Origin of the sequence: Vibrio artabrorum (assembly GCF_024347295.1) — a bacterium.
Lineage (GTDB): Bacteria > Pseudomonadota > Gammaproteobacteria > Enterobacterales > Vibrionaceae > Vibrio > Vibrio artabrorum.
In genome coordinates this window covers 904,896-931,792 of the sequence record NZ_AP025458.1, presented here as the reverse complement: position 1 = coordinate 931,792, position 26,897 = coordinate 904,896, and the positions used below count along the sequence as shown (strand labels likewise).

Here is a 26,897-nt window from a genome sequence, read left to right as displayed (position 1 = left end):
TACCTTATCTGGAGATGCTCCTGTGCATTTAAGCCCCAACGATGAACATCAATACCGTTACCTAACACTAAATAACGGATTACGAGTACTGCTAGTTCACGATCAGAACGCTCAAAAAGCGGCTGCCGCACTCGCAGTGAATGTCGGGCACTTTGATGACCCTTCAGATAGAGAGGGCTTAGCTCATTATTTAGAGCATATGCTCTTTTTGGGAACAGAAAAGTATCCAAAGATCGGGGAATTCCAAAGCTTTATCAGCCAACATGGTGGCAGTAACAATGCTTGGACGGGAACAGAACATACTTGCTTCTTTTTTGATGTTGAATTAAATGCATTTAAAAGCGCACTCGATCGCTTTAGCCAGTTTTTTACTGCTCCCTTGTTCAATGAGGAAGCGTTAGATAAAGAGCGTCAAGCCGTTGATTCCGAATATAAAATGAAACTCAATGACGATTCTCGCCGCTTGTATCAGGTGACCAAAGAGTTAGTGAACCACAATCATCCATTCTCAAAATTTTCTGTCGGTAATATCGATACCTTGGGTGACAGAAACGGTGAGACGATTCGACAAGAGATCTTAGCTTTCCACCAGCAACAGTACTCTGCTGACTTGATGACGCTGACACTGTCTGGCAATCAGTCATTAGATGAGATGCAAAGCTGGGTGGAAAAACGTTTTAGCTCAATTCCCAATCACCACTTACAAGGCAAAAAGGTTGAAGTGCCGATTGTTGGCGAGCTAAGCACGGGTATTCAAGTCCGTGTTGAGCCGATAAAAGAAGTACGAAAACTTATCTTAACCTTCCCGATGCCGAATATGGATGCACACTACGGCATTAAACCCTTGTCGTTCTTTGCCCATCTTTTAGGTTATGAAGGTGAAGGCAGCTTAATGATGCAACTCAAAGAGAAAGGTTGGATTACCTCCCTATCAGCGGGAGGCGGAGCAAGCAGCAGTAACTACCGTGACTTCACCGTCAATTGTTCATTGACGATGAAGGGTTTAACAAAAACCGACAGCATCATCCAAGCCGTCTTCCAATACATCAAGCTCATTGAACAGCAAGGGATTGAAGAGTGGCGCTACTTAGAAAAACGTGCTGTTTTAGAATCCGCATTCCGCTTTCAAGAGCCAGCAAGGCCGCTTGATATCGTCAGTCATCTTGTGATCAACATGCAGCACTACCAAGAACAAGATGTGGTGTATGGCGATTATAAGATGTCGCACTTTGACGAAGAGTTACAACGCTCTTTACTTCCCTACTTATCCGTCGACAATATGCGTGCAACCATCATTGCCCAAGGCTTCGAATATGATAGAAAAGCAAAATGGTACTTTACCCCCTACTCTGTCACGCCTTTTAGCCCAGAACAAACCCAATGTTTTACGAGTATCAACCCCGGCTGGAAGTTTGAACTGCCAAGTAAAAACCCGTTTATTTGCTATGAGTTAGACCCAAAAGAGCTCGAAGATGACACTCAATACCCACAATTGTTGGAACAGCTCGACGGCTTTAAATTGTGGCACCTGCAAGACCACCAGTTTCGAGTACCCAAAGGTGTCGTGTATATTGCCATCGACAGCCCACATTCGGTATCAAGCCCAAGAAACATCGTTAAGACACGCGTCTGTGTTGAGATGTTCTTAGACTCGCTTGAAAAAGATACGTATCAAGCTGAGATTGCCGGCATGGGTTACAACATGTATACCCATCAGGGCGGTGTTACGCTCACGCTTTCAGGGTTCAGCGAGAAGCAGCCACAACTGCTCAACATGATTATTGAACGTTTCCAAGCTCGCGACTTTAGTCCGGCACGCTTCACAACAATTAAAAATCAGCTGCTCAGAAACTGGAATAACACATCACAAGATCGGCCTATTTCGCAGCTGTTTAATACGATGACTGGAATACTTCAGCCCAATAATCCGCCCTATTCCGTTTTAATTGAAGCATTAGAAACGATAGAGGTGGATGAACTGTCTTCTTTTGTGCAAGCGATTTTGGCCGAACTGCACATAGAAATGTTTGTCTATGGTGACTGGCAAAAAAACGATGCCCACAAGATGGCTGAAAACCTAAAAGATGCGCTGCGTGTTCAAGGCCAAGCCTACGAAGAGTCACTACGCCCATTGATCATGCTTGGCGAAAACGGCAGCTTTCAACGTGAAGTCGCCTGCAATCAAGATGATTCTGCGATTGTGGTCTATTATCAATGTCCCGATACCTTACCTAACAGCATTGCACTATATTCATTAGCCAATCACCTCATGTCGGCGACTTTCTTCCATGAAATACGTACCAAACAACAGCTAGGTTATATGGTTGGGACTGGGAATATGCCACTCAATCGCCATCCCGGTATTGTATTGTACGTGCAGTCACCCAATGCGGCCCCGGTCGACCTACTCGCTTCGATTGATGAATTCCTCAATGCCTTTTACATGGTGTTGTTGGAACTTAATGATTATCAATGGCACAGCAGTAAACGGGGCTTATGGAATCAGATTTCAACCCCAGATACCACATTGCGAGGACGTGCTCAGCGCTTATGGGTGGCGATTGGCAATAAAGACGTCGAATTCAACCAAAGAGAACGTGTGCTTGAAGAGCTAAAAGGGCTAACTCGCTCTGATATGATCCGTTTTGTGGTCAACCAGCTCAAACCACGTACGGCGAATCGTCTAATTATGCACGCACAAGGTAACGCTCACGACACTGAAGAAAAATTATCCGTCGGGGTGGAAATTGGCTCTATTGATGAATTTCAATTACGCCCTAAAGACTACGATCTTCACGGATAAATGATAAATCGACACTCAATAAAAAGCCCGCATCAATCGTTTGATGCGGGCTTCATCATCAGCGCGCGAGAAAGTTACTTGTAGAAAGAGTCATCCAAACCAGCACGCGTTAACAGACCATCACATGGCGCAAAACGATCACCGTATTTCTTCGCGAAGTCGTTCATCATCTCAACCAGAGATTTAATGCCGACTTGATCCATATAGCGGAACGGGCCACCTAAAAATGGCGGGAAACCGATACCGAAAATCGCACCGATATCACCATCACGAGGGCTGCGAATAATACCGTCATCAAGACAACGGACCGCTTCATTCAGCATGGGTAACACACAACGCAGAGCAATGTCGTTATCGCTCAACTTAGGTTCCGGTTGCAGCTTAAGCAGCTTGTAAACTGACTTATCGACTTCCTTCTTTTTGCCCTTGTAAGTATAGAAACCTTTACCACTCTTACGGCCTTTACGGTTGTCATTCAAAAGAACATCGAACACATCTGGGCCTTGGAAACGGTTGCCAAGCTCATTGACTAAAATCGGAATGATCTTCGCACCAATATCAACCCCCACTTCATCGAGCAAGGTGATCGGGCCGACCGGAAAACCGAAGTCCAATAATGCGCTATCAAGTTTTTCAATCGGCTCATTCGCCAATAACAGATGCGCCGCTTCGTTCATGTACGGCGCAAGAATACGGTTCACATAGAAGCCAGCCGTATCTTTAACAACAATTGGGGTTTTACCTTGCTTCTTCGCTAATGCAACCACTGTCGAAATCGTCTCTTCTGACGTTGTTTCATGAGGAATAACTTCAACCAGCGGCATTTTTTCGGCAGGGCTGAAGTAATGCAGGCCAACCACATTTTCTGGTCGCAGCGCCTTCTCTGCAATCTTATGGATTGGCAAAGAAGACGTATTAGTCGCAAAGATTGTCTCTGGCTTAGCATTGGCTTCAATGTCCGCAACCATTGATTGCTTAAGCTCAAGATCTTCAAACACGGCTTCAATCACCACGTCGGTGTGGTTAAAGCTGGTAAAGTCGATACCACCAGCCAACTGAAGCATCTTACTTTCAAGACCCGCTCTACTCAAAATTCGACGTTTACGCTGCTTATCGAACAACTGATAGTTGTAGTTAAGCGCATTAAGCACACCTTCATTTGATACATCTTTAATACGCACTGGCACTTTCGCTTTTGCCACACTCACATGACTAATACCTGCACCCATTAGACCGCCGCCTAGCACACCAATACGTTTCACCGCTTTCGGTTCTGCGTCTGCGCCGTGTTCTTTTTTCATTTCCGTGGTTGCAAAGAAAATCGAACGCAGGGCTTTGGATTCAGCAGTCATCACCAGTTCTGAGAAACGCTTCGCTTCATAGTGAAGGCCTTTATCAAAGCCATTCTCCAAGCCATAACGAATCACATCGAGGATCGCATCTGCTGCTGGGTAATTGCCGCGTGTTTTCTGATTTGTCTTCTTAGAAGCTTGTTCAAAAATCACTTTGCGCCCCAACCCAGTACGTGAAATCAGTTTTTCTTTGGCTGAAGCCCGTTTTTTAGACGCAAGACGCTTACCTTTTTTGCCACCTGAATTCTTTTCAACATAGCTTTTAGCCACTTCAAGCAAGATGGTTTCAGGTACACAAGCATCCACAACCCCAAGTGATTTTGCTTTCTTAGCACGCAGTTGTTTACCCGTTAGAATAAGATCGAGTGATGGCAGCAAACCAATTAGACGAGGAAGGCGCTGTGTGCCACCAGAGCCAGGCAATAAACCTAACTGAACTTCTGGCAGGCCAAGACGGGTTTGGTCTGAATCGGTACATACCCGGTAATCACACGCAAGAGCCAGTTCTAACCCGCCGCCTAAACATGGACCATGTATTGCTGCGACGACAGGGTACGGAAGATCTGAAAGTGTTTGAAACATCTCCTGCCCTTGGCGAGCTAAAGACTGTGCTTCATCAGCCGTTTTACACGCATCCAGCATTCGTACATCCGCACCCGCGATAAAGTTATCTGGCTTGAGAGAATGAACGATTAAACCCTTAATTCGGCTCTGCTTTTCTTTGAGTTGCTCGAAGATGGCTTTCATTTCTTCAGCAAAAGCCGCTTGCAGCGTGTTCATTTTCTCGTTTGGCACATCGATCGCAAGCCATGCAATATCTTGTTCATCGATATTAAGAGAGAACGCTGTCGCTTTGTTTTTGGTTGATTCAGTCGCAGACGTTGAATCGGGTTGAGCGACGATTTCTTTTTCTGTTGTTGCATCAAGAGTCGTAGACATTATTCCACCTCCAAGATCATTGCTGCACCTAAACCACCAGCCGCACACGCCGTGTTCAGTGCCAAGCCGCCACCGCGACGTTTCAGTTCACGCAGTGTTTGAGTCATCATTCGCGCCCCTGTCGCCGCAAACGGGTGTCCATAAGCAATGGAACTACCCAGCACGTTGAACTTCTCCATATCAATCTCACCAATCGCTTTGTCGCGGCCAAGGTTCTTCTGAGCAAACTCATCGCTGGCGAACATTTTAACGTTAGCCAACACTTGTGCTGCAAATGCTTCGTGCATCTCAATCAAGGTTAGATCAGATAACTCTAGACCGGTGTTCTTTAGTACTTGAGCGGTCGCGTACGTTGGCCCCATCAACATATCCGTTTCAACACCAATTGCTGAGAACGCATAACCACGAATATAGCCAAGCACTTCTAAGCCTAGCTCCTTCGCTTTACCTTCGCGCATCAACATCACCGCCGCACCGCCATCAGTCAGCGGCGTAGCATTGGCAGCGGTTACACTGCCGTACTTTCTATCAAAAGCAGGACGCAGCTTAGCGTAGCCTTCAACCGTTGAGTCATGGCGAATATTGTTGTCTTCCGCGAGGTAGTTTTTATAAGGCGCAGGGAATGCCGTCATCACTTCGTCTTGAATCTTGCCTTCTTTCCATGCTTGAGAAGCCAACGAGTGAGAACGGTGAGCCAGTGCATCTTGAGCTTCGCGAGTAATACCATGGGTCTTAGCCATCTGCTCGGCCGTTTGTCCCATGGATAGGCCTGTCGAGTATTCGGCTACCGCCGGTGGTACTGGCATCAGATCTTTAACTGAAAGTGTTTTAAGAATCTTCAGCTTTTGACCTAGCGTTTTCGTTTTGCTTAACGCCAATAGGTTTGCCGCGAGCTTCTTCGAAACACCAATTGGCAATACAGAAGAAGAATCCGCACCACCCGCAATACCGACATCAATCGTGCCTGCCATTATACTTTCGGTCACGTTAACAGCAGCTTGAAAACTCGTTGCACAAGCACGCGTCACACTGTAAGCATCGGTATTAATATCCATGCCTGTACCAAGCACAATTTCACGCGCAATATTCGGTGCCTCCGGCATCTGCACCACTTGACCGAACACAACTTGTTCAATGAGTGCAGGATCAACATCCGTTCGGGCAAGCATCTCGCTCACAACCATTTTGCCAAGGTCAACAGCGGGCACTTGACTAAATTCTGTGCTCTGACGAGCGAATGGGGTTCGTAATCCAGCGACAACGGCGACACGTTCTCCGGAACGTGTTTTGACTTCCTGTTTGCCCATGGTTTCTCCTTTGAGTTAAGAGGTCTGACCTGAGGTATTGTAAAGAAGTTGTTAATTAAATCAAACAAGCGTTTAAATAAACGTGATACGAGTATCTCACTGTTTGAAAATATAACTGCACATTCAGGCGAACCTTTTTTGGGGAAAGGTTGTCGTAAGAGACTAAACTATTGTAAGCCAAAACTGTTATCGCAATGTAGGGAATGATTTCTTGAGGCAAAAAAAAACCACACGAAGTTGTGTGGTCGGAATGTATATAAAGCAATTAACTTAACGCCAATTGAAATAATCAGTTTCCTGATTAGGAGAAAGTAAAGTCAGCCTTCAAAAGGAAGTGTCGTCTTGCTCAACATGCTAGTCACGAATGACTAACTAGACGACAAGATGTACTATAACTTGTTCGAGGCCTTAAATTTTGAAGTAGATCAATTTTAATGTGATTTTACGATTTCCTGCCGGGCGTTAACTCTAAAAAATATAAAAACGAAGCACAACGTATAGAGGATAACTGTACGCAGAGCAATTATGGAGGCTCGTGTGTCAATAATAAAAATGTTTGGAAAGAAAACAAGCAGGCGTCCGGTCAACTCTGATATGGACAAACAAAGAAAATACGAAGCGCTCGTACGAGCCTATCATCGTGACCTCTTTCGCTACGCCTATTGGTTGTGCAAAGACAAAAGCATCGCCGAAGATTTAGTACAGGAGACTTGCCTTCGCGCATGGAAGTCACTCGATAGCCTACAAGATGAAAAAGCCGCTAAGTCTTGGCTAATTACCATCTTGAGACGCGAGAATGCTCGACGCTTTGAACGCAAACAATTTGATCTGGTCGATATCGACGATCACAGTAACGATGCTAGTGTCAGTGATGACCCACACCATCAGCACCAATGGTTGCAAGTACAGATCATGAAACTCGAAGTCGATTATCGTGAACCTCTCTTCTTGCAAGTGATTGGGGGATTTAGTGGTGATGAGATCGCCGATATTCTCGATCTCAACAAAAACACGGTAATGACACGTTTATTCAGAGCTCGAAACCAGTTGAAAGAGAAGTTGGATAGAGAAGAGGCAGAGAGGGGGCAACATAATGGATGATTTGGAATTTCGTCGTCGTGTATTGTCGGAACCTAAACAACGCACACCAGATATCATTGATGCGGCAGCAAACAGTCAAACCAATAGTCACTTCTTAGACGACGTACTATCACTTGATAAACAGATCCACTCTGCGATGAATGTGGATGTACCAGACGATCTCGCTGATCGTATTCTGTTCAATCAACCCTCCAGTGAAGAAAGCAATGTCGTAAGACCGACTTTTGCTCGACGAGCAATAACGATGGCCGCGTCTGTAGCATTCGTTGCCGGTTTATTGGTTGGCCAAATTAACTGGAAGAGTGCACTCGTGTCACCCGCCCAAGCAAGCTTGGCAGATACAGCAATCAAACATGTTATTGATGAAAATAGCTTTGTGAATGTACTGGATGAACAAGTCACATCACAGCAAATCAATGCCAAGATGAACCCATTTTCATTTCAGTTTGATGAAGATTTTCCCTATCACGTTTATTACCTAAACCATTGTGGTTTCGGAAAGTCCAACGCAATTCACATGGTTTTTCAAGGTGAAAAAGGCAAAGTAACACTGTTTTTAACCGGGATTCCAACAGAAAAATCCCTCGACTTTGATGAAAAAGGCATGTCTGGTTCAATAACCCCCATCGATGGCAGCAGTCTCATCCTTGTCGGAGAAAAGGGCGAAGACGTGACTAAGATCGCCGAAAAGCTGACAAAAATGATTAAACCAATGAGCTAATGTGCTCTCAAAACCCCGTAATAAAAGGCCCAGCGATTATATTCTTGATATCGCTGGGCTTTGTGTATCAATAAACCGAAAATCATTCACCAACCCAATAACTTTAGATTTAAAACTCTAAAAAACAGCATTTATCACCATTTTCGTGCCAGATAGACGTCATTTCCATAATTTTCCACTCAAAATCTCCAATGGTCGGATTTGTATATCGTATACTTGCGAATAGGATCAGCCACCATTGAGCAATTGCTCAAATTAATCGCCCTGTAGAGGCGGATATATAAAGGAATAAATGCATGACTACCAACAACACGCGTCTGTTTAAAAAGTCTCTTTTAGCAGTAACAATCACACTGGCATCTTCGCAAGCGATGGCAGCCGGTTTCCAACTTAACGCACAATCAGCAACGGGCATCGGCCGTGCTTTCGCTGGTGATGCCGTCATCGCAGATAACGCGTCAGTAATGGCACGTAACCCAGCGGCAATGGCACTGTTTGACAAAACGGAGCTTTCTCTTGGTTTTGAAAGCATCACTTCTATGATCGAAGTTAAAGACGTAAATTACGTTGGTGGTGCAGTTCCGGTTGGTGATACAGATGATGTGGGTGACACGTCAATCGCTCCTAACATCCACTTAATCGTTCCAGTCAATGACCAATTTGCTTGGGGTGTGAACGCTTACTCAAATTTTGGTACTAAAACAGAGTTTGAAGACAGCTACCCTGCAGCTGAATACGGTGGCTTAACTGACGTTAAGAGCATCAACTTTGGTCTAGCGGGCTCTTACCGTCTGAATGACCAATGGAGCTTTGGTGCTGGCTTAGATCTTATCTATGGCCAAGGTACAATGAAACGTACTTCAGGTGTCGGCATGCAAGCTGGTAATATTCCTTTAGGAACACCTCTTCTGGACGTCGACGCTGCAACGGGTTGGGCAGTTGGCTTCAACATCGGTACCGTTTACGAGCTCGATGAAAATAACCGTTTTGGTCTATCTTACCGTTACAGTCCAGAGTTCACAGCAGAAGATGATGATGGTCAAGAGATTACACTTCCTCTACCTGACATCGCTGAATTCTCTGGTTACCACAAAATTAAAGACACCAAGTTCGCAGTTCACTACTCTGTGCAGTGGATAGGTTGGAGCGCATTTGACTCAATCGATTTTGAAAACCTTAGCACAACGAAGTCAACGATCGCTGCGGGACTTGCGCAAGCAAATGGTGGTGTTTACCAAAAAGATTACAAATGGCAAGATGGCTGGCACTATGCGATTGGTGGTACTTACTACCTAAACACTGATTGGACACTTCGTGCTGGTTACATGTACGACACGAGTGCACAAGATTCACTAACTTCTATCTCTGTTCCAGATTCTGATCGTCAATGGTTATCTGCGGGTTTCACATACCACATCGACACAGCTTCTAATGTTGATTTAGGTTTCACATACCTATTAGGTGATGATGTAAAAGTTGAAGAAAACTCTGCAGGTACTCCACTAACAGCAACAACGCACGCTGATGCTATTCTGTTTGGTCTACAGTACAGCCGTAGCTTCTAATATAAGCTAAGCTATCAATCCCAAAGGGTCGCTTGATGCGACCCTTTTTTATTGCCTAAATCACTGACTAGCATCAATTTAGGCTTACAGCTGTAGCCTCGAAGGGTAAATTATGACTACAAGTGTACGCTCAAACTTCACAACACAACCGAAACATTCAGATGATTTCTCTAGTAATTAACCAAATTTACTCATTTAATCCCTAAAACACCATTTTGTTCGAATTACATTTTTAAAGTAATGACTCTAAACGTAGAATCACGCCACTAAACACTTATGATTCAGCGAACATAACAATGAAAATGAATAAAACTCTTCTATGTGCAGCAGTGGCAGCTGGACTATTTTCGGTATCTTCCGCAACTTACGCCGCTGGTTTTCAACTAGCCGAATACTCAGCAACAGGCCTAGGACGTGCATACGCAGGTGAAGCGGCAATGGCTGACGGTGCAGACGCACAATGGCGTAACCCTGCAATGCTGACTTACCTAGAAGGTACTCAGGTTTCGGTTGGTGCTATCTATGTTGATCCAAACATCGACATCGACGGTACTTCTACGTCTATGATGGGACAATCTACTCCATCAAATTCTAGCGATTTTGCCCACAGTGCAGTCATTCCAAACTTTTATGTTTCTCATAAGTACAACGACAAGTTTGCATTGGGCTTTGCTGCGGGTACGAACTACGGTATGGAAACAGACCTAGGTAAAGACTTCGGTGGCGCAAACCACGGTAACGAAGCAAAAGTGACCACAATGGAGCTTAACCTAAATGCTGCTTACCAAGTTCTAGACAGCGTATCTATTGGTGGTGGCCTTCGCTACGTAATGGCTGATGGTCACTTCGGTGCGGCATCAGCGGCGAACTCTCTAGTTCCTTTACCTGTAGGCACTGCTTTAAAATACATGGAAGGCGATGATACGGCATGGGGTTGGCAAGTTGGTACGGCTTGGCAGATCAACGAGAATAACCGCCTAGGCTTTACCTACAAGTCAGAAGTCAACCTTACACTTGAAGGCCATGCAAAAGGCGTAGGCTTTGACGCTGTAGCTACGCGTTTAGGCACGCCGGTGAAATCACAATATAACGGTTCACTGCAACTCGCATTACCAGCGACAGCTGAGCTAGCGAGTTTTCATCAACTAACAGAAAAAGTCGCGCTGCACGCAAGTGTCAACTGGACGAATTGGAGCAGCTTTAAAGAACTTGTTGCCGACATTCCTGAGTTTGGACCTGCGAGCTCACAAGACATCAAACAAGAAAACTGGGAAGACAACTACCGTTTTGCCATTGGTACCACTTACCAAATGACACCTAAACTGGCTCTACGCTCTGGTATCGCATACGATACTTCAGCAGTAAGTGAAGAGCATCGTACAGCGACGATTCCAGAAACAGATCGTACTTGGTTAAGTATTGGTGCCGGCTACCAATGGTCTGAGCAACTGACTCTAGATGCAGGCTTTACTTACATCCTAGCGAAAGACGCTAAGATGCATGAAAAAGATCCAGCCGCTGATTTATTTGGTGGCAGCTTCGAAGGCGAGGCAACAGGGAGCATCTGGCTAGTGGGTATCCAAGCGAACTACCGTTTCTAAACTGTTTACTGACTTAAACTAACAAACATTAAAAAGGCTCGATGTTGTTTTCAACATCGAGCCTTTCTTTTATCGATTTTCTAAATCGTGTTTCTAGTAATCTTCTAGGTATCCGTCAATGAGGTCTTCTTCTTCCAGATCAACGTCTTCAGGAGCGATCTCGGCTTTAAAGTCACGACGTTGAAGGTAAACATCTCGTGTTAACGCATATGGGTCCGGAGAGTCTTCCAATAGTGACTCCTGAGGTACGTACCGAGCTCGTTTCTCCATACCTTCAAACGCCCACTTACCTACACTCGCCCAAAAATTCAAAAAGGATAAAGGAACATACAAGCTATCCACTTGCTCGGCCACTTGACGAGTGGTAATCGGCCCATAACCCGGCACCATGAAGTACGGTCCATTCCCAACCCCGTAATGGCCAATCGCATCAGCAAACGATTTTTCGTCATACTTAGTGATACCCGCTTCGCTAGCAATATCAATTAACCCTAAAAGACCAAACGTAGAGTTCAACCAAAAACGGTTAAAATGGTCGAGTGCTTTTTCGCCATTGCCCATCATTAGGTTGTTCACGATGCTCGATGGTTCATCTAGGTTAGCTAAAAAGTTGGAGATGCCAGAACGAACAGGTACCGGTGTATAGTCAGCATAAGCAAGAGACACAGGGCGAACCAAATAAGGATCTAAATACTCATAGTTGATGTCCCACATCGCTCGGTTGAAACTTTCAAAAGGATCGTTGGGGTGAGACTCTTTGACATATTCAGACGCTGCAACGTTCCCTTCACTCTGGCTCTCTTCTGGTGCGCTAGAACAGCCCACCATAAAGCTTGCGATAACGAGTAAACCCGAAAGTCTTAAAACACGGATAGACATAACACCTTTTCCATAAGGAATAACAATACCAATCGCAGTAAGCCACGGCTCACCCTCGCTTGGTATAATAATAAGAGAGGCCAGCAATCGCTGACCTCAATTGTTTGCATAAGTCTATACCGTTTGTCGCTAAATCGGAATAGTTAACACTTATGCAAAGTCATGATCAATATTGTTTATTGATGTCAATGGTAACGGGTGACCCCAGTTCAACCACGTCACTCTCACCATACCAATCACCCTCTCGGGTTGAAACGTTACCGTCACTATCAAGCCTAGCTCTAACCATCAAAGTTTCAAGGCTAGACAATTTCTGTCCTTCCATCATGCTATTGTCATCATCCAGTACAACAGTCCGAGGGAAAGTCCCCAGCGGATAACGCGCTGCAGCTACCGGCATTGGCGAACCATCGGCTCTGTGGACGGAGACAACCAGTACCGACTTAGGATCGACATTAATGTCGCTTGCCAGCTCAAGGGTGACTGCCACACTCTTACCTTGAGCGACCCCCATGGTATCCCCCATTTTCTTCTGCGCACTTTCTATACTGCGTGACAACATCTCATAGCGACTGTCTTGTGGACCAATCATCTGCTGCATGATGCTCCAATATTTAACAGCACTTGGGTAATCTTGACGTTCGAATGCATCGAACGCGAGCAGTGAAAATACACGTAAGTCGACGTAGTCGTTTTGAATCAAACGACTCAAAATCAAACGCGCTTGGTTTTGATCCGCTTCATCAGGCGAAAGCATCAGTGCTTGAGCAAAACCTAACTGAACATCTTGATTATTCGGCTCAAGCTTGTACGCGCGCTCCATCGAATCTTTGGCGGTTTCAGCATCGCGATTGGCAAGAGCAATTCGTCCAAGCAGCAACCAACCGGTTGAATCTTGTGGTTGGTAATGAAGACGCGTGCGCAGTGCCAACGTCAAATCTTCTAATTCATCATCTGTTAGCGCTCCGCCTTCTGATGACATAAGCTTTTTGGACAACTCAGGAAGGTTTGAAGTCACATCTTGCCAGTGTTGCACTTTATCCAATGCGCCAAACTTAAAGTACATTCCATAAGTCACGACCAGAACAAGAATAACGGAAGGTACCACGACAGAAACGGTAGAAATGGCGGCTTGCTTGACCTCTTTCTGCTCCGGAACATCATCAAGTAAAGATTGCTTAAGATCAGCGATCAGCTCCTGTTGGTTATCAACAAGGCCTTCTTCAGCTTCAACCTCTAACTCAACTAAACGATCTTTATAGAACGCTTTATTCAACTCGTCACGAAGCCTTTGATCATCGTTTGCTTTCTTATTAATGAAAGGCAAAACAATCAGTAAAATCGCCGCTAACGAAAGGATAATGGTAGAAATCCAAAATAGAGTCATTACTGTTTATCTCCGTCGTTCTCTTCGTCGAGTAACGCTTTTAAACGTGCTTCTTTGTTTGCATCCCAGTCTTTGTCTGACTCTACTGCTTTTGACTTTCTACTTCGTAAAATGATCAGACCAAATCCAAACACAACCACCGCAAACGGGCCAAGCCAAAGGATTGATGTAGCTAATGTCAACGGCGGATTGTAGGTCACAAAATTACCGTAACGAGCAATCATGTAATCAATAATGTCTTGCTTTGATTTGCCGTCTTTTGTCATCTCATACACTTTTTGGCGCAAATCGACCGCTAACTCAGCATTCGAATCTGCGATTGTGTTGTTCTGACATTTAGGACAACGAAGTGTGTGGCTCAACTCTTTGAACTGCTGTTCTTGATCAACGTTATCAAATTCATGAAATTCGATAGGCGTAGCCGAAACCGATGCACAAATGGCCAACGTCGTGAACAGAGCAATCAGTACCTTTTTGATCATTTCGCTTCCTCCAACAACTTTTGGTACATCGGTTCAAGCGTTGCTGCCCAATTCGTTGGATTCACGTCACCCACATGGCGATAACGAATCACACCGTTCGCATCAATTAAGAACGTCTCAGGTGCGCCATACACACCGAGATCAAGCCCTAGCATGCCGTTCCCGTCAAACAAACTAATAAGATAAGGGTTACCCAACTCGTTTAACCAATTGATTGCTTTATTGCGATCATCTTTGTAGTTAAGGCCAATAATTTTAACGCCTTGATCTGCGAGCTTATTCAAATAGGAATGCTCTGCATAACAAGTCGGGCACCAAGTCGCCCAAACATTAAGAAGCAATGGCTCACCTTTAAAGATCGCTTGATCATGAAACTTACCAGGTTGCTCCAAATCTTCCAGACCGAACTTGGGAACAGGCTTACCAATCAATACGGATTCAAGCTTAGTCGGGTCGTCGCCCGACTGGTTGCGCATCAATTGCGTTGCAAAGATTCCAGCGAGAACCATAAACGCAATCAAAGGAATGAATAAAATCTTTTTGTTCATTCGAATTAAGCCTCCTGCTCTTGAGCCGACTTTTTCGTTGGCTTACGGAAACGGTAACGACGATCACTCATCGCGATAACACCACCAATCGACATAATCAATGAGCCCGCCCAGATCCATCGTACAAATGGTTTGTAATAAACACGTACTGCCCAAGATTTGTTGTCGTCTAAACGCTCACCCATTGCGATGTATAGATCACGAGTTACGCCACGGTCAATCGCCGCTTCAGTCATCATAGACTTAGCGGTGGTATAGAAACGTTTTTCAGCATGAAGCGTGTTGATGTATTTGCCGTCTTTGGTAATGTCAAAGTCAGCAATGTAACCATCGTAATTAGGACCATCTTTGTCACGAACACCTGTAAATAGGAAACTGTACTCTTCAAGTTGGTAGCTTTCACCTGGCGCCAGACGTACATCGCGTTCGATGCTGTAGTTTTGCACCATCGCGATACCAATCACAGTCACCGCTAAACCAATGTGACCACACATCATTGCCCAGTGACTACGAGGCAGCTTAGTGAGCCCCTTCAGGAAGGTATGACGGTGAGTCGCACGCTCATGCAGTTCAAAACCATGCATGAAGATGATCCAGAATGACATCACCCACCCAGCGAAAGCAGTACCACTGAAGCGATCTGCCAGCAGTGTCACCATTAGCGCGCTTAAACCTAGCGAGAAAATGCCCGAAATGATCATTGGCTTAATCAACTTAGACAAGTTGTCGCGTTTCCAACGGATCAGTGGACCGATACCCAGTAGGAAAGAGAACGGGATCATGAGCCAGAAGAACAACATATCAAAGAATGGTGCACCGATAGATACCGAGCCCAAGCCTAACTGTTTGTGAACTAATGGCAGTAGCGTACCGACTAATACAACGACAAGCGCTGCAATCAATAAGATGTTGTTACCAAGCAGTGCGTTTTCACGAGAAACCAAATCAAAGTTTCCACGAACACGAACTGATGCACCTTTCACTGCAAACAACAGCAGTGAACCACCGATCACAAACACCAAGAAACCCAGAATAAACATACCGCGAGCAGGATCCGATGCAAATGCGTGAACCGATACTAAGATGCCCGAACGAACTAAGAATGTACCGAGTAAGCTCAGTGAGAATGCCGAAATAGCCAGCAATACTGTCCAAGCTTTAAACGTGCCTCGTTTTTCGGTTACTGCTAATGAGTGCATCAGTGCAGTACCCGCTAACCAAGGCATGAAAGAAGCGTTTTCTACTGGATCCCAGAACCACCAGCCACCCCAGCCAAGTTCGTAGTAAGCCCACCATGAACCCAGTGCAATACCTACTGTTAGAAATAACCAAGCCGCAATAGTCCAAGGACGAGACCAACGAGCCCACGCCGTATCTAAACGGCCGGTCATTAGAGAAGCAATGGCGAAAGAGAACGCAACAGAGAAACCAACGTAACCCATGTAAAGCATAGGCGGGTGAATAATCAAACCCGGATCTTGCAACAACGGGTTCAAGTCACGGCCATCGACTGGAAAGTAAGGCAATGTACGTAGAAACGGGTTAGACGTGATGATAATGAACAGTAAAAAGCCGACCGTAATCAAACCCATGATTGCCAATACTCGAGCCACAGACTCTTGAGGCATGCCACGGCTAAAGGTCGCGACCGCGACCGTCCAACCGGCTTGGATAAGAACCCAAAGCAGCAATGAACCTTCATGAGCGCCCCAAACCGCCGTAATGCGATAGTACCAAGGAAGCTGGCTATTCGAATTACTGGCTACGTATTGAATCGTAAAATCATTCGTGTAAAACGCGTAACACAAAATAAAGAACGAAATGGCTAAGAATCCGAACATGCCCCACGACAATGGACGTGCGCTGTTCATCAATAATGTGTTGTTTCGAGCGGCCCCATACAATGGGAGCACACTGAGTAGCAATGCTAATCCCAAGGATAGGATCATCGCAAAATGGCCGATCTCGGCTATCATTGAGCATTTCCTTCTTTTTGTTCAGTCGTGTATTGCAAAGGCTCATGGGTTTTCTTCATTGCTTCCGCAATTTCAGCTGGCATGTACTCTTCATCGTGCTTTGCCAACACCTCAAACGCTTCTATTGTTGTGGCATCTTTAAGAACGCCCTGAGCAACAATACCTTGGCCTTCACGGAAAAGATCAGGAAGGATACCATCGTATAAGATGGTCACCTTAGGGCCAACATCAGCTAAATCGAAGCTGACACGCAGTGATTCGTTGTCACGTTTGACAGAACCGACGACGACCATACCACCAATACGTAAGCGTTGACCGACTTCAGGCTTTTTACCGTCTTTGCCATTCACCAGCTCAGTAGGTGTATAGAACAGATCCATATTCTGATTAAGTGCGTAAACCATTAATCCAACCGTCGCACTGATACCAAAAAAGATCGCTAAGACAATACCTAGCCTCTTTTTGCGCCTCGGGTTCATAGCGTGTTCTCCATATTTTTTGCTGCATCAATACGAGCTTGACGATCAATCTTAGCTTGTACTTCATTCAGTAATTGCTTACCACGACGAACGCTTACGACCACTAAAATGATCATCGTGAGGAATGTGATTCCAAATGCACTCCATACATATGAGGCATAGCCTCCCATGGCAAAGAAATCACTTAAAGATTCAAAATACATAATATAATTTCCTACCCTACTACGCTTTTTCAGCCGCAAGCTTGCGAACCCACGGACGGTGACTTTCTTTGTTAATAATTTCGTTTCTAAAACGAACCATAGTCACAGCACCAAAGAAAAAGGCGAAGCCAAAGATATTAAGAAGAAGCGGCCATAACATATCACTTGAAATGGATGGCTTATCGAACTTAGTGATCGTCGCACCTTGGTGTAGTGTGTTCCACCACTCTACTGAAAAGTGAATAATCGGTAGGTTGATGACACCAACGATAGCCAAAATGCCTGCCGCTTTGGCTGCTGTTTTTTGGTCGTCAAAAGCGTGGTGCAGTGCAATCACACCCAAGTACAGGAATAGAAGAATCAGCTCTGAGGTTAAACGCGCATCCCAAACCCACCAAGCCCCCCACATTGGTTTCCCCCAAACAGCGCCGGTTAGTAACGCAATGAAGGTAAATACAGCACCAATAGGCGCCATCGCCAACGCAGCCATATCTGATAGCCTTACCTGCCATACCAAGCCGATAAAGGCAGCAATCGCCATCGACATGTAAACGCCCATCGACCAGATTGCAGACGGAACATGGATGTAAATGATTCGAAAACTATCACCTTGTTGGTAATCAGAAGGCGCAAATGCAAGCCCCCACACGGTACCAACGGATAGGCACAATAGCGCTAGGATCGAAAACCATGGCAGAAGTTTACCAGCAAGCTGATAAGAAGTTTCTGCTTTGGCATAGGGATGGAGCCATTTCCACATGTTGTAATCTCACTCTTACTTCATATTGCTTACAGCTATTAAAGCTATAATGATAATAATTAATTTGTCTTACTTTCCGTTTTGCTGACGCAATAAATTCAAACAAGACGATTGATTCAACTTAGCTATACGATAACAGTACCGCTATTAGTTCACACTCACTCGAAGTGCGGCGCTGATTGCAAAAGGCGTCAACGTCATTGCGCCCATTAACATTGCCCCAAGTACCGCCAACTGCCCGTTGTACGCAACCCCCAAAGCCGCAGCGTCAATCGCTGACGTCGCGAAGATCAAAATGGGGATGTAAAGCGGCAAGATTAACAGGCTTAATAGCACTCCCCCTTTTTGTAGCCCTACCGTTAAAGCGACCCCAATCGCACCGATAAAGCTTAGTATTGGTGTACCAACCAATAATGTTAAGACAACGGATAACCAAGTATCAAAATCCAAAGACAGCAATACCGCGAGTAGAGGACTGATCAAAATTAATGGTAGCCCAGTCAACAACCAGTGTGCGATAACCTTGGACAATACAACCAACTGCAATGGGATGGGCATCAACATCATTTGCTCGAGTGCGCCATCTTGAAAGTCATCACGAAAAAGACGCTCTAGAGAGAGTAATGCCGAAAGTAAAGCCGCTACCCAGACAATGCCCGCAGCAATGCGAGCAAGTAAGTTTGGCTCTGGGCCAATACTCAATGGAAAAAGAGTAATAACAATAATAAAGAACCACAAAGGGTTAAAAATATCTGCTTGGCGTCGAAACGCAATCAGCAGTTCACGTCGAATAATCGTGGTCATTGAAGAGATCATATCACTCACCCAATTTTATTTTTCTGAGTTTCGGGCTATCAGCAAACATATCTTGATGGGTAGTTAGCAGCACAATACCCCCATTTTCAGCATGCTGAGAAAAAAGAGATTCGAGAACTTTTACGCCCTGCTTATCTATTGCAGTCAGCGGTTCGTCTAAAATCCACAACCTTTGCTTACTTAGCCAAAGACGGGCCAATGCCACACGGCGTTGTTGACCTGCGGAAAGCTGACCGGCAGGTACATCTTCTCTCCCCGCAAGACCGACTTGAGCCAAGGCGTGATAGAGCTCTTCTTTGCCCACTCCTGTGCGATGAATCGACTGATAAAAACTTAGATTTTCATAGGCACTCAACTCACGTTTAACACCCGTTTGATGGCCAAGAAAAAGTAAATTCTGATGATAGGTATCTCGGCTAGATTCAATCAACTCACCATCCCAAGAGACAGTGCCGTCATCACGGTCACCCAAACCTGCGATGATCCTAAGCAATGTTGTTTTTCCGGTACCATTTCGACCTTCAACTTGAACCAATTCCCCGGGTTTCAATTGAAAAGACAACGATTCGAACAGAACCCTGTCGTCGCGAATAGCAGTTAAATTTGAAACATCTAACATAGGTAAATTTGGTTAAGTAAAGAGAGTGCTATAGTAGCACACCAATATGGACACAAAACAGAACTTGACGTTTTCGAGAGAACAAACCCGTAAGAAACTGTTACCATCACATCACAATTGACACATATTTAACAACAAACAAAATATCACTTCAGATACAATCACTTACAAACATCGTTCTATAAAATACAGATGGGCACAAAAAAAGAAGCCGTAGCTTCTTTTTTGAGGAATACACGATAAACACCTGTATTAAAGTGCTGTCAGCACTCAATTCAACGACGTCGAGATGGGCCTTTACGATCATGAGTGACCGCGGGTTGATCTTTAAACGAGGAGGGATCACTTCTCAACGAAGGGATTTTTTCTTTGCCTGTCAGCTTATTCTGTAACGACATCATTAGCTCAGCCTCTGCTTTAGGCAACTCACACTCTTCGATCAATTCGTTAATCCCAGCGCCTAGCTGAACCATTTTCGTTGCACGTGTGTACAAACGTCCATCAGTGTCCGCATGTTCCAACTCAACAATACGTTCATTCAGATGCTTTATCAGATCTTGTTGTTCCGTTACTTTTTGACCAAGGCCAACCACCACAGAGCGAACCTCAAGCAATTGCTTACTTGATTTTTGAAGCTCCTTTTCCAAGTGACCAACTTGCAGGCGTGACTTATCGAGCTGCTTTTGAATCGCACGTTTTACTTTGCTAATCAAAATCACGATGAATAACGTAAAAACCCCAACGCCTGATATCAGAGCGACAGGGCTTAAAGGAAGCGCTTCAAACATTACAGGTGAGCCATCTCATCCCATTCGTCTTCGCTTAGTAGTTTGTTTAGATCTACTAAGATAAGCAGCTTGCCATCACGGTTGCTGACACCTTGAATGAACTTAGCACTTTCATCCGTGCCGACACTTGGCGTTGTGTCGATTTCAGAAGAACGTAGGTAAACCACTTCAGCAACGCTATCGACTAGGATGCCGATGACTTGACGCTCAGATTCAATAACGATGATACGAGTATTGTCTGTGATTTCACCTTGCATCAAACCAAAGCGAGAGCGAGTGTCGATAACAGTCACAACGTTACCACGTAGGTTGATAATACCCAAAACGTAATCTGGAGCACCCGGTACTGGAGCAATTTCGCTGTAACGCAGTACTTCACGCACTTGCATGACGTTGATGCCGTACGTTTCTTCTTCCAGTTGGAATGTCACCCATTGAAGTACTTCATCATTTGTTTGATCTTTTCTTACTTCAACTTCACTCATATGAGACATAAATAATCCTCTTGCCGTCGTTACCGACCACTATTATTAACTTAATGCGTTTATTGTTAGCCTAATGCTTGTTACTAGCTTAATGCTTTTACATCTAGCCCTGCATTGAGCATAGCGATTAGTGCTTCAACATGAATCAAAGCACACATTTTTTCTTTAACCATACCAGCGAGCCATGGACGTTTGCCTGCCGTTTCTCGCCAACGTACTTTATCTGAATTCAGCAGTTCGGTACCTTTAAGCTCGGTGCCCGCAAGCCCCCATAAGCTTTCCCCAAGCATCACTATATATTGATAGTTTTCTTTATATTCGTCATTCGATAGCTTTTCTGACATCACCCACTTGGCTGTATCAACCACATCGAGTTGACTGTCATGCTTGGTTTGCAAGCCCAAATACCAAGCTGGCTTACCAATAATATGACTTAACTCTTCAAGGCGATGGATGCCGCCAAGCTCATCAAGTGGCACCGCAAAGGTCACGCCGTTTACATCAAAATACAAGACTTGAAAGTCTTCTGTGCGAACCGTACTTTCCCAAGAGGTCAACTGGTCAGCACCTCCTGCTTGAGTTTCAGGTTCAATAACGGTCTCTGGCTCAGGAGCGTCAAGTTTCGACTCAACAGCCTTAAATTCTACTTGTTCCGTTTCTAACGGTTCAGCTTGTAACTCTTCAATTTGCTGCGATTCAACAGGTGACTCTTCAGCAATGGATAAATCAGGTTCTGGAAGATTCCAATCTTGAATCTCCGGCTCTTCAAACACTTGAACAGACTCAACCGTGGCATCAAACATTTGCATGTCTGCTTGCTGGGCGATTTTCTGGGTGTTCTGATCCATCAACTCATCGAGGTTCAGTTCATCAACAACATTAGTCGCTTCTAAACGACTCAGTAACCTTTGAACATCCTCAAGATTAGGCACATCAAACTCAGCGGAACGCAGTTCTGCATAAGTCGAATAATGATTCGTCAATTGTGGCTCTGGCTCTGGCTCTGGCTCTGGCTCTGGCTCTGGCTCTGGCTCTGGCTCTGGCTCTGGCTCTGGCTCTGGCTCTGGCTCTGGCTCTGGCTCTTCAGGTTGAGACAGTTCGATAGACTGGTCAACAAAAAACGCATCCGGTTCACTATTTTCTTCGCCCAATAGCGAAGTGAAATAATCATCCAGCGCTTGTTCACTCGATAGACTTTGTCGTGTCTCTGTTAATTCGTTATTCACGCTCATTTATCGCTAACCTCTCAAGATAAATAAGCAATTGTTTATAAGCAAATACACCGCGACTACCCGACGCAAAGTGAGAGGCTGGCAAACGTTTTAAGCTCGCATCTCGAAACTTGGTATCAATCGGTACGGCAGATGTCCAAACTTGGTTCGGGTAATCATCTTTAAGCTGAGTGAGTGTTTGTAGTGATGCTCTGGTCCGTTTATCGTACATCGTCGGTATAATCGTCACTTTAAACGGTGTTTTACGAGACTTCTGCATGATGGATAAAGTGCGAATCATGCGCTCTAAGCCCTTCATTGCCAAAAACTCAGTCTGTACAGGAATCAAAATACGATCACTCGCCGCCAAAGCATTGACCATCATGACACCCAGAATGGGCGGACAGTCAATAAGCACGTAGTCATAGTCACTTTGCAAAGCCACTAAAGCGCGCTTCAAGATCAATCCCATACCACTTCGATTTCCCATCACACGATCTAATGTCGCTAATGACATATGTGCAGGAATAATATCAATACCTTCGACTTCCGTTTGTAAAAGCAAAGGTCTTACCGTCTGCGCGGTAAACTCACGCAACTGGAACAGATCAAACAGGCTCGATTCCACCGTATCTGAGTCGTAACCCAGATAGGTGGTCAGTGATGCATGTGGGTCAGTATCAACCAACAGAACACGGTGCCCCTTCAACGCAAGTAAACCTGCTAGAGTCACGGTCGTAGTCGTTTTACCAACACCACCTTTTTGGTTTGCAACACTCCAAACAATCATGTCGATTTACCTAAGCTAAGCCAACTTCAACCAAGATCCTTTCCGCAATGCGGTCGAGAGGTAGGTCTTCAGTAGAAATGCCCGCTTTTGCTACCGCTTGAGGCATACCATATACAACACAACTATCTTCATCTTGTGCCCAAATCGTCGAGCCCGCAGTTTTCAACATACGCGAACCTTCTCGACCATCTGCGCCCATACCGGTCAGTATCATAGACAACACTTTGTCGCCGTAGATCTTTGCAGCAGAGCCGAATGTGACATCCACACAAGGCTTGTAGTTCATGCGGTCGCCGCCATCGATAATTCTTAGACGTGCCGAACCGGCTCTGCCATCCACCATCATCTGTTTACCACCCGGAGCAAGATACGCCACACCAGCTTTCAACATATCTCCATCTTGCGCTTCACGAACTTCAATCTTACATAGGCTGTTCAGACGGTTAGCAAAAGCGGCAGTAAACGTAGCAGGCATATGCTGAACCAACACAATCGGATGTGGATAATGAGCCGGAATGTGCGTCAAAATTTTCTGTAGTGCAACAGGGCCGCCAGTCGAAGTACCAATGGCAGTTAATTGATACTTCTTACCTGAAGCTCTGAATTTCGCTGTCGCCGCAACTGTAGGTTTAGCAACCGAAGTAGCGGCTGTTATTGGTTGGCGTAATGGCGTTGAAGTTGAAGTCGTTGCTGTCGCTCTCGGCGCAATAGGAGCACGACGCATAAATGCACGCTTTGCAGCAATCTGAATTACGCGCTGTTGAAGCAATGCAACTGCATCGTCGCGGTTACGTGCGATGTCTTCAAACTTCTTAGGTAAGAAGTCGAGAGCACCTGCATCCAAAGCATCCAATGTTGCTTTCGCACCATCATGTGTTAACGATGAAAACATCAAAATAGGCGTAGGCGACGCGGCCATAATTTCACGAACAGCGGTGATGCCATCCATGACCGGCATTTCAATATCCATCGTAATAACATCGGGTCTTAACTTTTTGGCTTTCTCAACGGCCTCTTTGCCGTTTACTGCTACATCGATGACTTCTAGGCGAGCCTCTGAGTTGATGATCTCACTAACGCGACGTCGAAAAAAACTCGAATCATCAACAACTAATACTTTAATCGCCATATTTATCCTTAAATTAAATTCTTGACGCAGCTGCGTACTGCTTCAACAAGTCCGGCACATCAAGAATCAATGCAATGTGTCCGTCACTTGTAATTGTCGCGCCTGCCATTCCTGGCGTGCCTTGCAGTAGCTTATCAAGTGGCTTGATAACAACTTCTTCTTGGCCGATAAGCGTATCGACAACAAAACCAACACGTTGGCTACCCAGTTGTACGATAACAACATGGCCGTGCCCTTTACGCAGTTCGACAATACCCGCTTTAGGTGCAAGCCAGTTTTGTAAATAGAACAACGGGATAGATTTATCGCGAACGATGATAGTCAGCTGACCATCAACCACGTTAGTGCGACTTAAATCTAGGTGGAAAATTTCGTTTACCGATGCCAAAGGCAACGCGAATGGGTGACCAGCTACACCAACCATCAAGGTCGGTAAAATGGCTAAAGTCAGTGGAACTTTGATCGTGATCTTGGTGCCCTGTCCCATCTCTGAATCAATGTCAATTGAGCCATTCAGTGTGTTGATCGCTGTTTTCACAACGTCCATACCCACACCACGACCAGAGATATCTGAGATCTTCTCTTTGCTGGAGAAGCCAGGAGCAAAAATTAGGTTAAAACACTCTTTATTTGATAAGCGAGACGCGGCGTCTTCATCCATCAAACCACGTTTAACCGCGATAGCTCGAAGCTTATCAGGGTCCATACCGCCACCGTCATCAACGATAGCCAATTCAATGTGGTCACCTTCTTGAGAGGCAGAAAGAATCACTTTACCCGTTCTAGACTTACCTGCAACAACACGGTCGTCCGGCATTTCAATACCATGGTCGACAGAGTTTCTTACTAAGTGAATCAGGGGATCGGCCAGTGCTTCCACTAAGTTTTTATCAAGATCCGTTTCTTCACCACGCATTTCAAGAACGATGTCTTTGTTTAAAGTACGAGCAAGATCACGAACAACTCGAGGGAAACGGCCAAATACTTTCTTGATCGGCTGCATGCGGGTCTTCATTACCGCACCTTGAAGATCCGCTGTCACAACGTCTAAGTTAGAGACGGCTTTCTCCATTTCTTCATCATCACTGTTCAGGCCAAGGCTGACCAGTCGATTGCGAACCAAGACAAGCTCACCCACCATATTCATGATGGTATCAAGGGTTGACGTATCAACGCGCACTGTTGCGTCAGCTTGCTGCTTCTTCGCTGGCACTTTTGCTTCTGATTTCGTCGGTGTTTCTTTCACTTCAGCAACGGCTGATTGCTGAGGTTTAGGAGCTGCTTTTGCTACAGGAGCTGTGATCTCGGGCTTCACAGCGGCTGGTTTAGTTGCCACGTCTAGCTCTTCAAGAGTTGGGCCATTACCTGAACCATGTAACTGGTCAAGTAACTTCTCAAACTCTTCGTCAGTCATCAGATCATCGCCTTCAGACATCGCCGAAACAGGTGCTGCGGGAGGCGCTGGCGGAGGAGGAGGCGTTGAACTTGCCGCTGTCGGGCTGTTACCCGCGCCGTGCAGTTCATCTAATAATTTTTCAAATTCGTCATCAGTAATATCACCACTGTCAGCAACAGGCTGAGGTGCAGCGGGTGCTGGCGACGGTGTTGGTGCAGAAGGCGCTGTTGGTGAACCACCTTTACCGTGAAGCTCATCAAGCAAGCGTTCAAACTCATCTTCAGAGATATCATCGACTGAAGAGGCATTGATATTTGAGCTGTCAACAACCGGTTCAGGTACCGCAGGCGCTTCAACAATAGGTTCAGGGATGACCTGTGATGGGGATTCTACTGGTGCCACTTCCTCGGCAGACTGTGGTTTGCAGAGACGATGAAGTTCATCCAATAAAGCTTGTTCAGCGGGAACTAAAGGCTCCGAATCTTGCACGGCTTGAAACTGCACATTGACGGTATCGAGAGCTTGTAGCATGGTATCCATCAAACCTGACGTTACGCTACGTTGGCCGTTTCTTAGAATGTCGAAAACATTCTCAGCACCATGACAAGTATCCACCAGTTCAGTTAATGCTAGGAAACCAGCACCCCCTTTCACTGTATGGAAACCACGGAAAATAGCATTTAATAAGTCTTTGTCGTCAGGGTTATTCTCAAGCTCTACCAGTTGTTCTGATAAGAGTTCAAGGATTTCTCCTGCTTCGACTAAAAAGTCCTGAAGAATATCTTCGTCTAAATCGTAGCTCATAGGTTACCTTTAAAATCCAAGACTGGATAACAAATCGTCGACTTCATCTTGAGATGCAACAGCATCTTCACGCTCTTCTGGGTTCATAATTGGACCTTCAGGAGCAATCGATGCTTTCTTCTCTGACTCTGGAGTTGGCTCTTTTTGATTCGCACCGAATACCGTGAGAATCTCGACCAAACGTCCTTCCACCTCATTTACCAAGGTAATAACTTTGCTAATTATCTGCCCAGTTAAATCTTGGAAATCCTGAGCCATCAAGATTTCAGTCAATTGTCCGCGTAGTTCAGTACTGTCGCCTTCTACTTGGACAAGCAATCCATCAATGCGGTGACATAAAGCTTTAAATTGTGCCAGCTCAATGCGGCCATGCATCAGTTCATTCCATTGAGGCCTCACTTGAAGTAGACCCTCGTGTAGGTTGTCCGCTATTGGCATGCAGCAATCAACAGCGTCCATCGTTTTATTCGCCGCAACTTCTGTTTTATCTATGACGTATTGAAGGCGATCCCTTGCGTCAGGGATTTCATCATTTGCGATGACGCTAATGCGTTCATCGAAATTAAATTGAGTCAAAGAATCGTGAAGATCGCGAGTCAAACTACCTATTTCTTGAAGCATTGGGTTGTCTTGAAGACTAAAATTGTCTTCATAAATACTTCTAACAAGAGAATCAGCATCTTGCTGTTCATCGTTTTCAAGCAGTTCTACTAATTGTTTTGCTTGTGCTAATGAAATCATCCTGAGTTTAGCCTT

The 26,897-nt window shown here is 45.2% G+C and carries 24 protein-coding genes; 5 read left to right on the top strand and 19 right to left on the bottom strand.

The genetic code is table 11. The features are described 5' to 3' along the window. Positions 1 to 22: 22 nt before the first annotated feature. Entirely contained in the window at positions 23 to 2,803 is a 2,781-nt protein-coding gene (locus OCU36_RS04350; protein ID WP_261839197.1) for an insulinase family protein, read from the top strand. Positions 2,804 to 2,877: 74 nt separating this feature from the next. Here the strand turns inward: OCU36_RS04350 and fadJ are convergent, their stop codons facing one another. Together fadJ and fadI are read right to left on the bottom strand one after the other, a co-directional pair. Beyond that, the gene (gene fadJ / locus OCU36_RS04345) at positions 2,878 to 5,094 is read right to left on the bottom strand and encodes a fatty acid oxidation complex subunit alpha FadJ (RefSeq protein ID WP_261839196.1); all 2,217 of its coding nucleotides are present in this window, start codon (positions 5,092 to 5,094) and stop codon (positions 2,878 to 2,880) included. Continuing rightward, positions 5,094 to 6,401, bottom strand: a complete 1,308-nt coding sequence (gene fadI, locus OCU36_RS04340) for an acetyl-CoA C-acyltransferase FadI (protein ID WP_261839195.1) — start codon at positions 6,399 to 6,401, stop codon at positions 5,094 to 5,096. Before fadI ends, fadJ begins: the two co-directional genes overlap by 1 nt. A gap of 552 nt (positions 6,402 to 6,953) precedes the next feature. Between fadI and OCU36_RS04335 the strand changes: the two genes are divergently transcribed. From OCU36_RS04335 to OCU36_RS04320, 4 genes are all read left to right on the top strand, one after another. Further along, positions 6,954 to 7,502 (top strand): sigma-70 family RNA polymerase sigma factor, encoded by a 549-nt coding sequence (locus OCU36_RS04335; RefSeq protein ID WP_261839683.1) that lies wholly within the window; start codon positions 6,954 to 6,956, stop codon positions 7,500 to 7,502. Beyond that, positions 7,495 to 8,223, top strand: a complete 729-nt coding sequence (locus tag OCU36_RS04330; protein WP_261839194.1) for a DUF3379 domain-containing protein — start codon at positions 7,495 to 7,497, stop codon at positions 8,221 to 8,223. Before OCU36_RS04335 ends, OCU36_RS04330 begins: the two co-directional genes overlap by 8 nt. Positions 8,224 to 8,519: 296 nt before the next feature. After that, positions 8,520 to 9,788, top strand: a complete 1,269-nt coding sequence (locus OCU36_RS04325) for an outer membrane protein transport protein (protein WP_261839193.1) — start codon at positions 8,520 to 8,522, stop codon at positions 9,786 to 9,788. Positions 9,789 to 10,084: 296 nt separating this feature from the next. Next, entirely contained in the window at positions 10,085 to 11,389 is a 1,305-nt protein-coding gene (locus tag OCU36_RS04320) for an outer membrane protein transport protein (protein WP_261839192.1), read from the top strand. Between the two features lie 93 nt (positions 11,390 to 11,482). Here the strand turns inward: OCU36_RS04320 and OCU36_RS04315 are convergent, their stop codons facing one another. The 17 genes from OCU36_RS04315 to OCU36_RS04235 form a co-directional block, all read right to left on the bottom strand. Further along, a complete protein-coding gene (locus OCU36_RS04315) occupies positions 11,483 to 12,268 on the bottom strand; it encodes an MlaA family lipoprotein (RefSeq protein ID WP_261839191.1) in 786 nt (261 codons plus the stop codon). 166 nt (positions 12,269 to 12,434) lie between these two features. After that, positions 12,435 to 13,655 (bottom strand): c-type cytochrome biogenesis protein CcmI, encoded by a 1,221-nt coding sequence (ccmI, locus tag OCU36_RS04310; RefSeq protein WP_261839190.1) that lies wholly within the window; start codon positions 13,653 to 13,655, stop codon positions 12,435 to 12,437. Next, complete coding sequence (locus tag OCU36_RS04305; protein ID WP_261839189.1) at positions 13,655 to 14,137, bottom strand: cytochrome c-type biogenesis protein; 483 nt, start codon at positions 14,135 to 14,137, stop codon at positions 13,655 to 13,657. The genes ccmI and OCU36_RS04305 overlap by 1 nt, the downstream gene beginning before the upstream one ends. After that, on the bottom strand, positions 14,134 to 14,685 hold the full coding sequence (locus OCU36_RS04300; protein ID WP_261839188.1) for a DsbE family thiol:disulfide interchange protein: 552 nt from the start codon (positions 14,683 to 14,685) through the stop codon (positions 14,134 to 14,136). Before OCU36_RS04300 ends, OCU36_RS04305 begins: the two co-directional genes overlap by 4 nt. A 5-nt stretch (positions 14,686 to 14,690) precedes the next feature. Further along, positions 14,691 to 16,661, bottom strand: coding sequence for a heme lyase CcmF/NrfE family subunit (locus tag OCU36_RS04295; RefSeq protein ID WP_261839187.1), 1,971 nt, complete (start codon positions 16,659 to 16,661; stop codon positions 14,691 to 14,693). Further along, a complete protein-coding gene (gene ccmE, locus OCU36_RS04290; protein WP_261839186.1) occupies positions 16,658 to 17,140 on the bottom strand; it encodes a cytochrome c maturation protein CcmE in 483 nt (160 codons plus the stop codon). Before ccmE ends, OCU36_RS04295 begins: the two co-directional genes overlap by 4 nt. After that, positions 17,137 to 17,343, bottom strand: a complete 207-nt coding sequence (ccmD, locus tag OCU36_RS04285) for a heme exporter protein CcmD (protein WP_261839185.1) — start codon at positions 17,341 to 17,343, stop codon at positions 17,137 to 17,139. Before ccmD ends, ccmE begins: the two co-directional genes overlap by 4 nt. Before the next feature lie 19 nt (positions 17,344 to 17,362). Then, entirely contained in the window at positions 17,363 to 18,103 is a 741-nt protein-coding gene (locus OCU36_RS04280; protein WP_261839184.1) for a heme ABC transporter permease, read from the bottom strand. 147 nt (positions 18,104 to 18,250) lie between these two features. After that, positions 18,251 to 18,919, bottom strand: coding sequence for a heme exporter protein CcmB (gene ccmB / locus OCU36_RS04275; RefSeq protein ID WP_261839183.1), 669 nt, complete (start codon positions 18,917 to 18,919; stop codon positions 18,251 to 18,253). A gap of 1 nt (position 18,920) precedes the next feature. Continuing rightward, positions 18,921 to 19,538: a cytochrome c biogenesis heme-transporting ATPase CcmA gene (ccmA, locus tag OCU36_RS04270; protein ID WP_261839182.1), complete on the bottom strand. Its 618-nt coding sequence runs from the start codon at positions 19,536 to 19,538 to the stop codon at positions 18,921 to 18,923. A 275-nt stretch (positions 19,539 to 19,813) separates the two neighbouring features. Continuing rightward, a complete protein-coding gene (locus tag OCU36_RS04265; RefSeq protein ID WP_261839181.1) occupies positions 19,814 to 20,326 on the bottom strand; it encodes a DUF2802 domain-containing protein in 513 nt (170 codons plus the stop codon). Next, positions 20,326 to 20,820 carry a chemotaxis protein CheW gene (locus OCU36_RS04260; RefSeq protein WP_009848530.1) on the bottom strand — a complete coding sequence of 165 codons (495 nt, stop codon included), beginning with the start codon at positions 20,818 to 20,820 and terminating at the stop codon, positions 20,326 to 20,328. The genes OCU36_RS04265 and OCU36_RS04260 overlap by 1 nt, the downstream gene beginning before the upstream one ends. Positions 20,821 to 20,894: 74 nt before the next feature. Further along, positions 20,895 to 22,043 carry a chemotaxis protein CheW gene (locus tag OCU36_RS04255; protein WP_261839180.1) on the bottom strand — a complete coding sequence of 383 codons (1,149 nt, stop codon included), beginning with the start codon at positions 22,041 to 22,043 and terminating at the stop codon, positions 20,895 to 20,897. Then, on the bottom strand, positions 22,030 to 22,812 hold the full coding sequence (locus OCU36_RS04250; RefSeq protein WP_261839179.1) for a ParA family protein: 783 nt from the start codon (positions 22,810 to 22,812) through the stop codon (positions 22,030 to 22,032). Before OCU36_RS04250 ends, OCU36_RS04255 begins: the two co-directional genes overlap by 14 nt. A gap of 10 nt (positions 22,813 to 22,822) precedes the next feature. Then, positions 22,823 to 23,941, bottom strand: a complete 1,119-nt coding sequence (locus OCU36_RS04245; protein ID WP_261839178.1) for a protein-glutamate methylesterase/protein-glutamine glutaminase — start codon at positions 23,939 to 23,941, stop codon at positions 22,823 to 22,825. A 13-nt stretch (positions 23,942 to 23,954) separates the two neighbouring features. Beyond that, on the bottom strand, positions 23,955 to 26,141 hold the full coding sequence (locus OCU36_RS04240; protein WP_261839177.1) for a chemotaxis protein CheA: 2,187 nt from the start codon (positions 26,139 to 26,141) through the stop codon (positions 23,955 to 23,957). Positions 26,142 to 26,150: 9 nt separating this feature from the next. Continuing rightward, positions 26,151 to 26,882 (bottom strand): protein phosphatase CheZ, encoded by a 732-nt coding sequence (locus OCU36_RS04235; RefSeq protein WP_261839176.1) that lies wholly within the window; start codon positions 26,880 to 26,882, stop codon positions 26,151 to 26,153. Positions 26,883 to 26,897 lie beyond the last annotated feature (15 nt).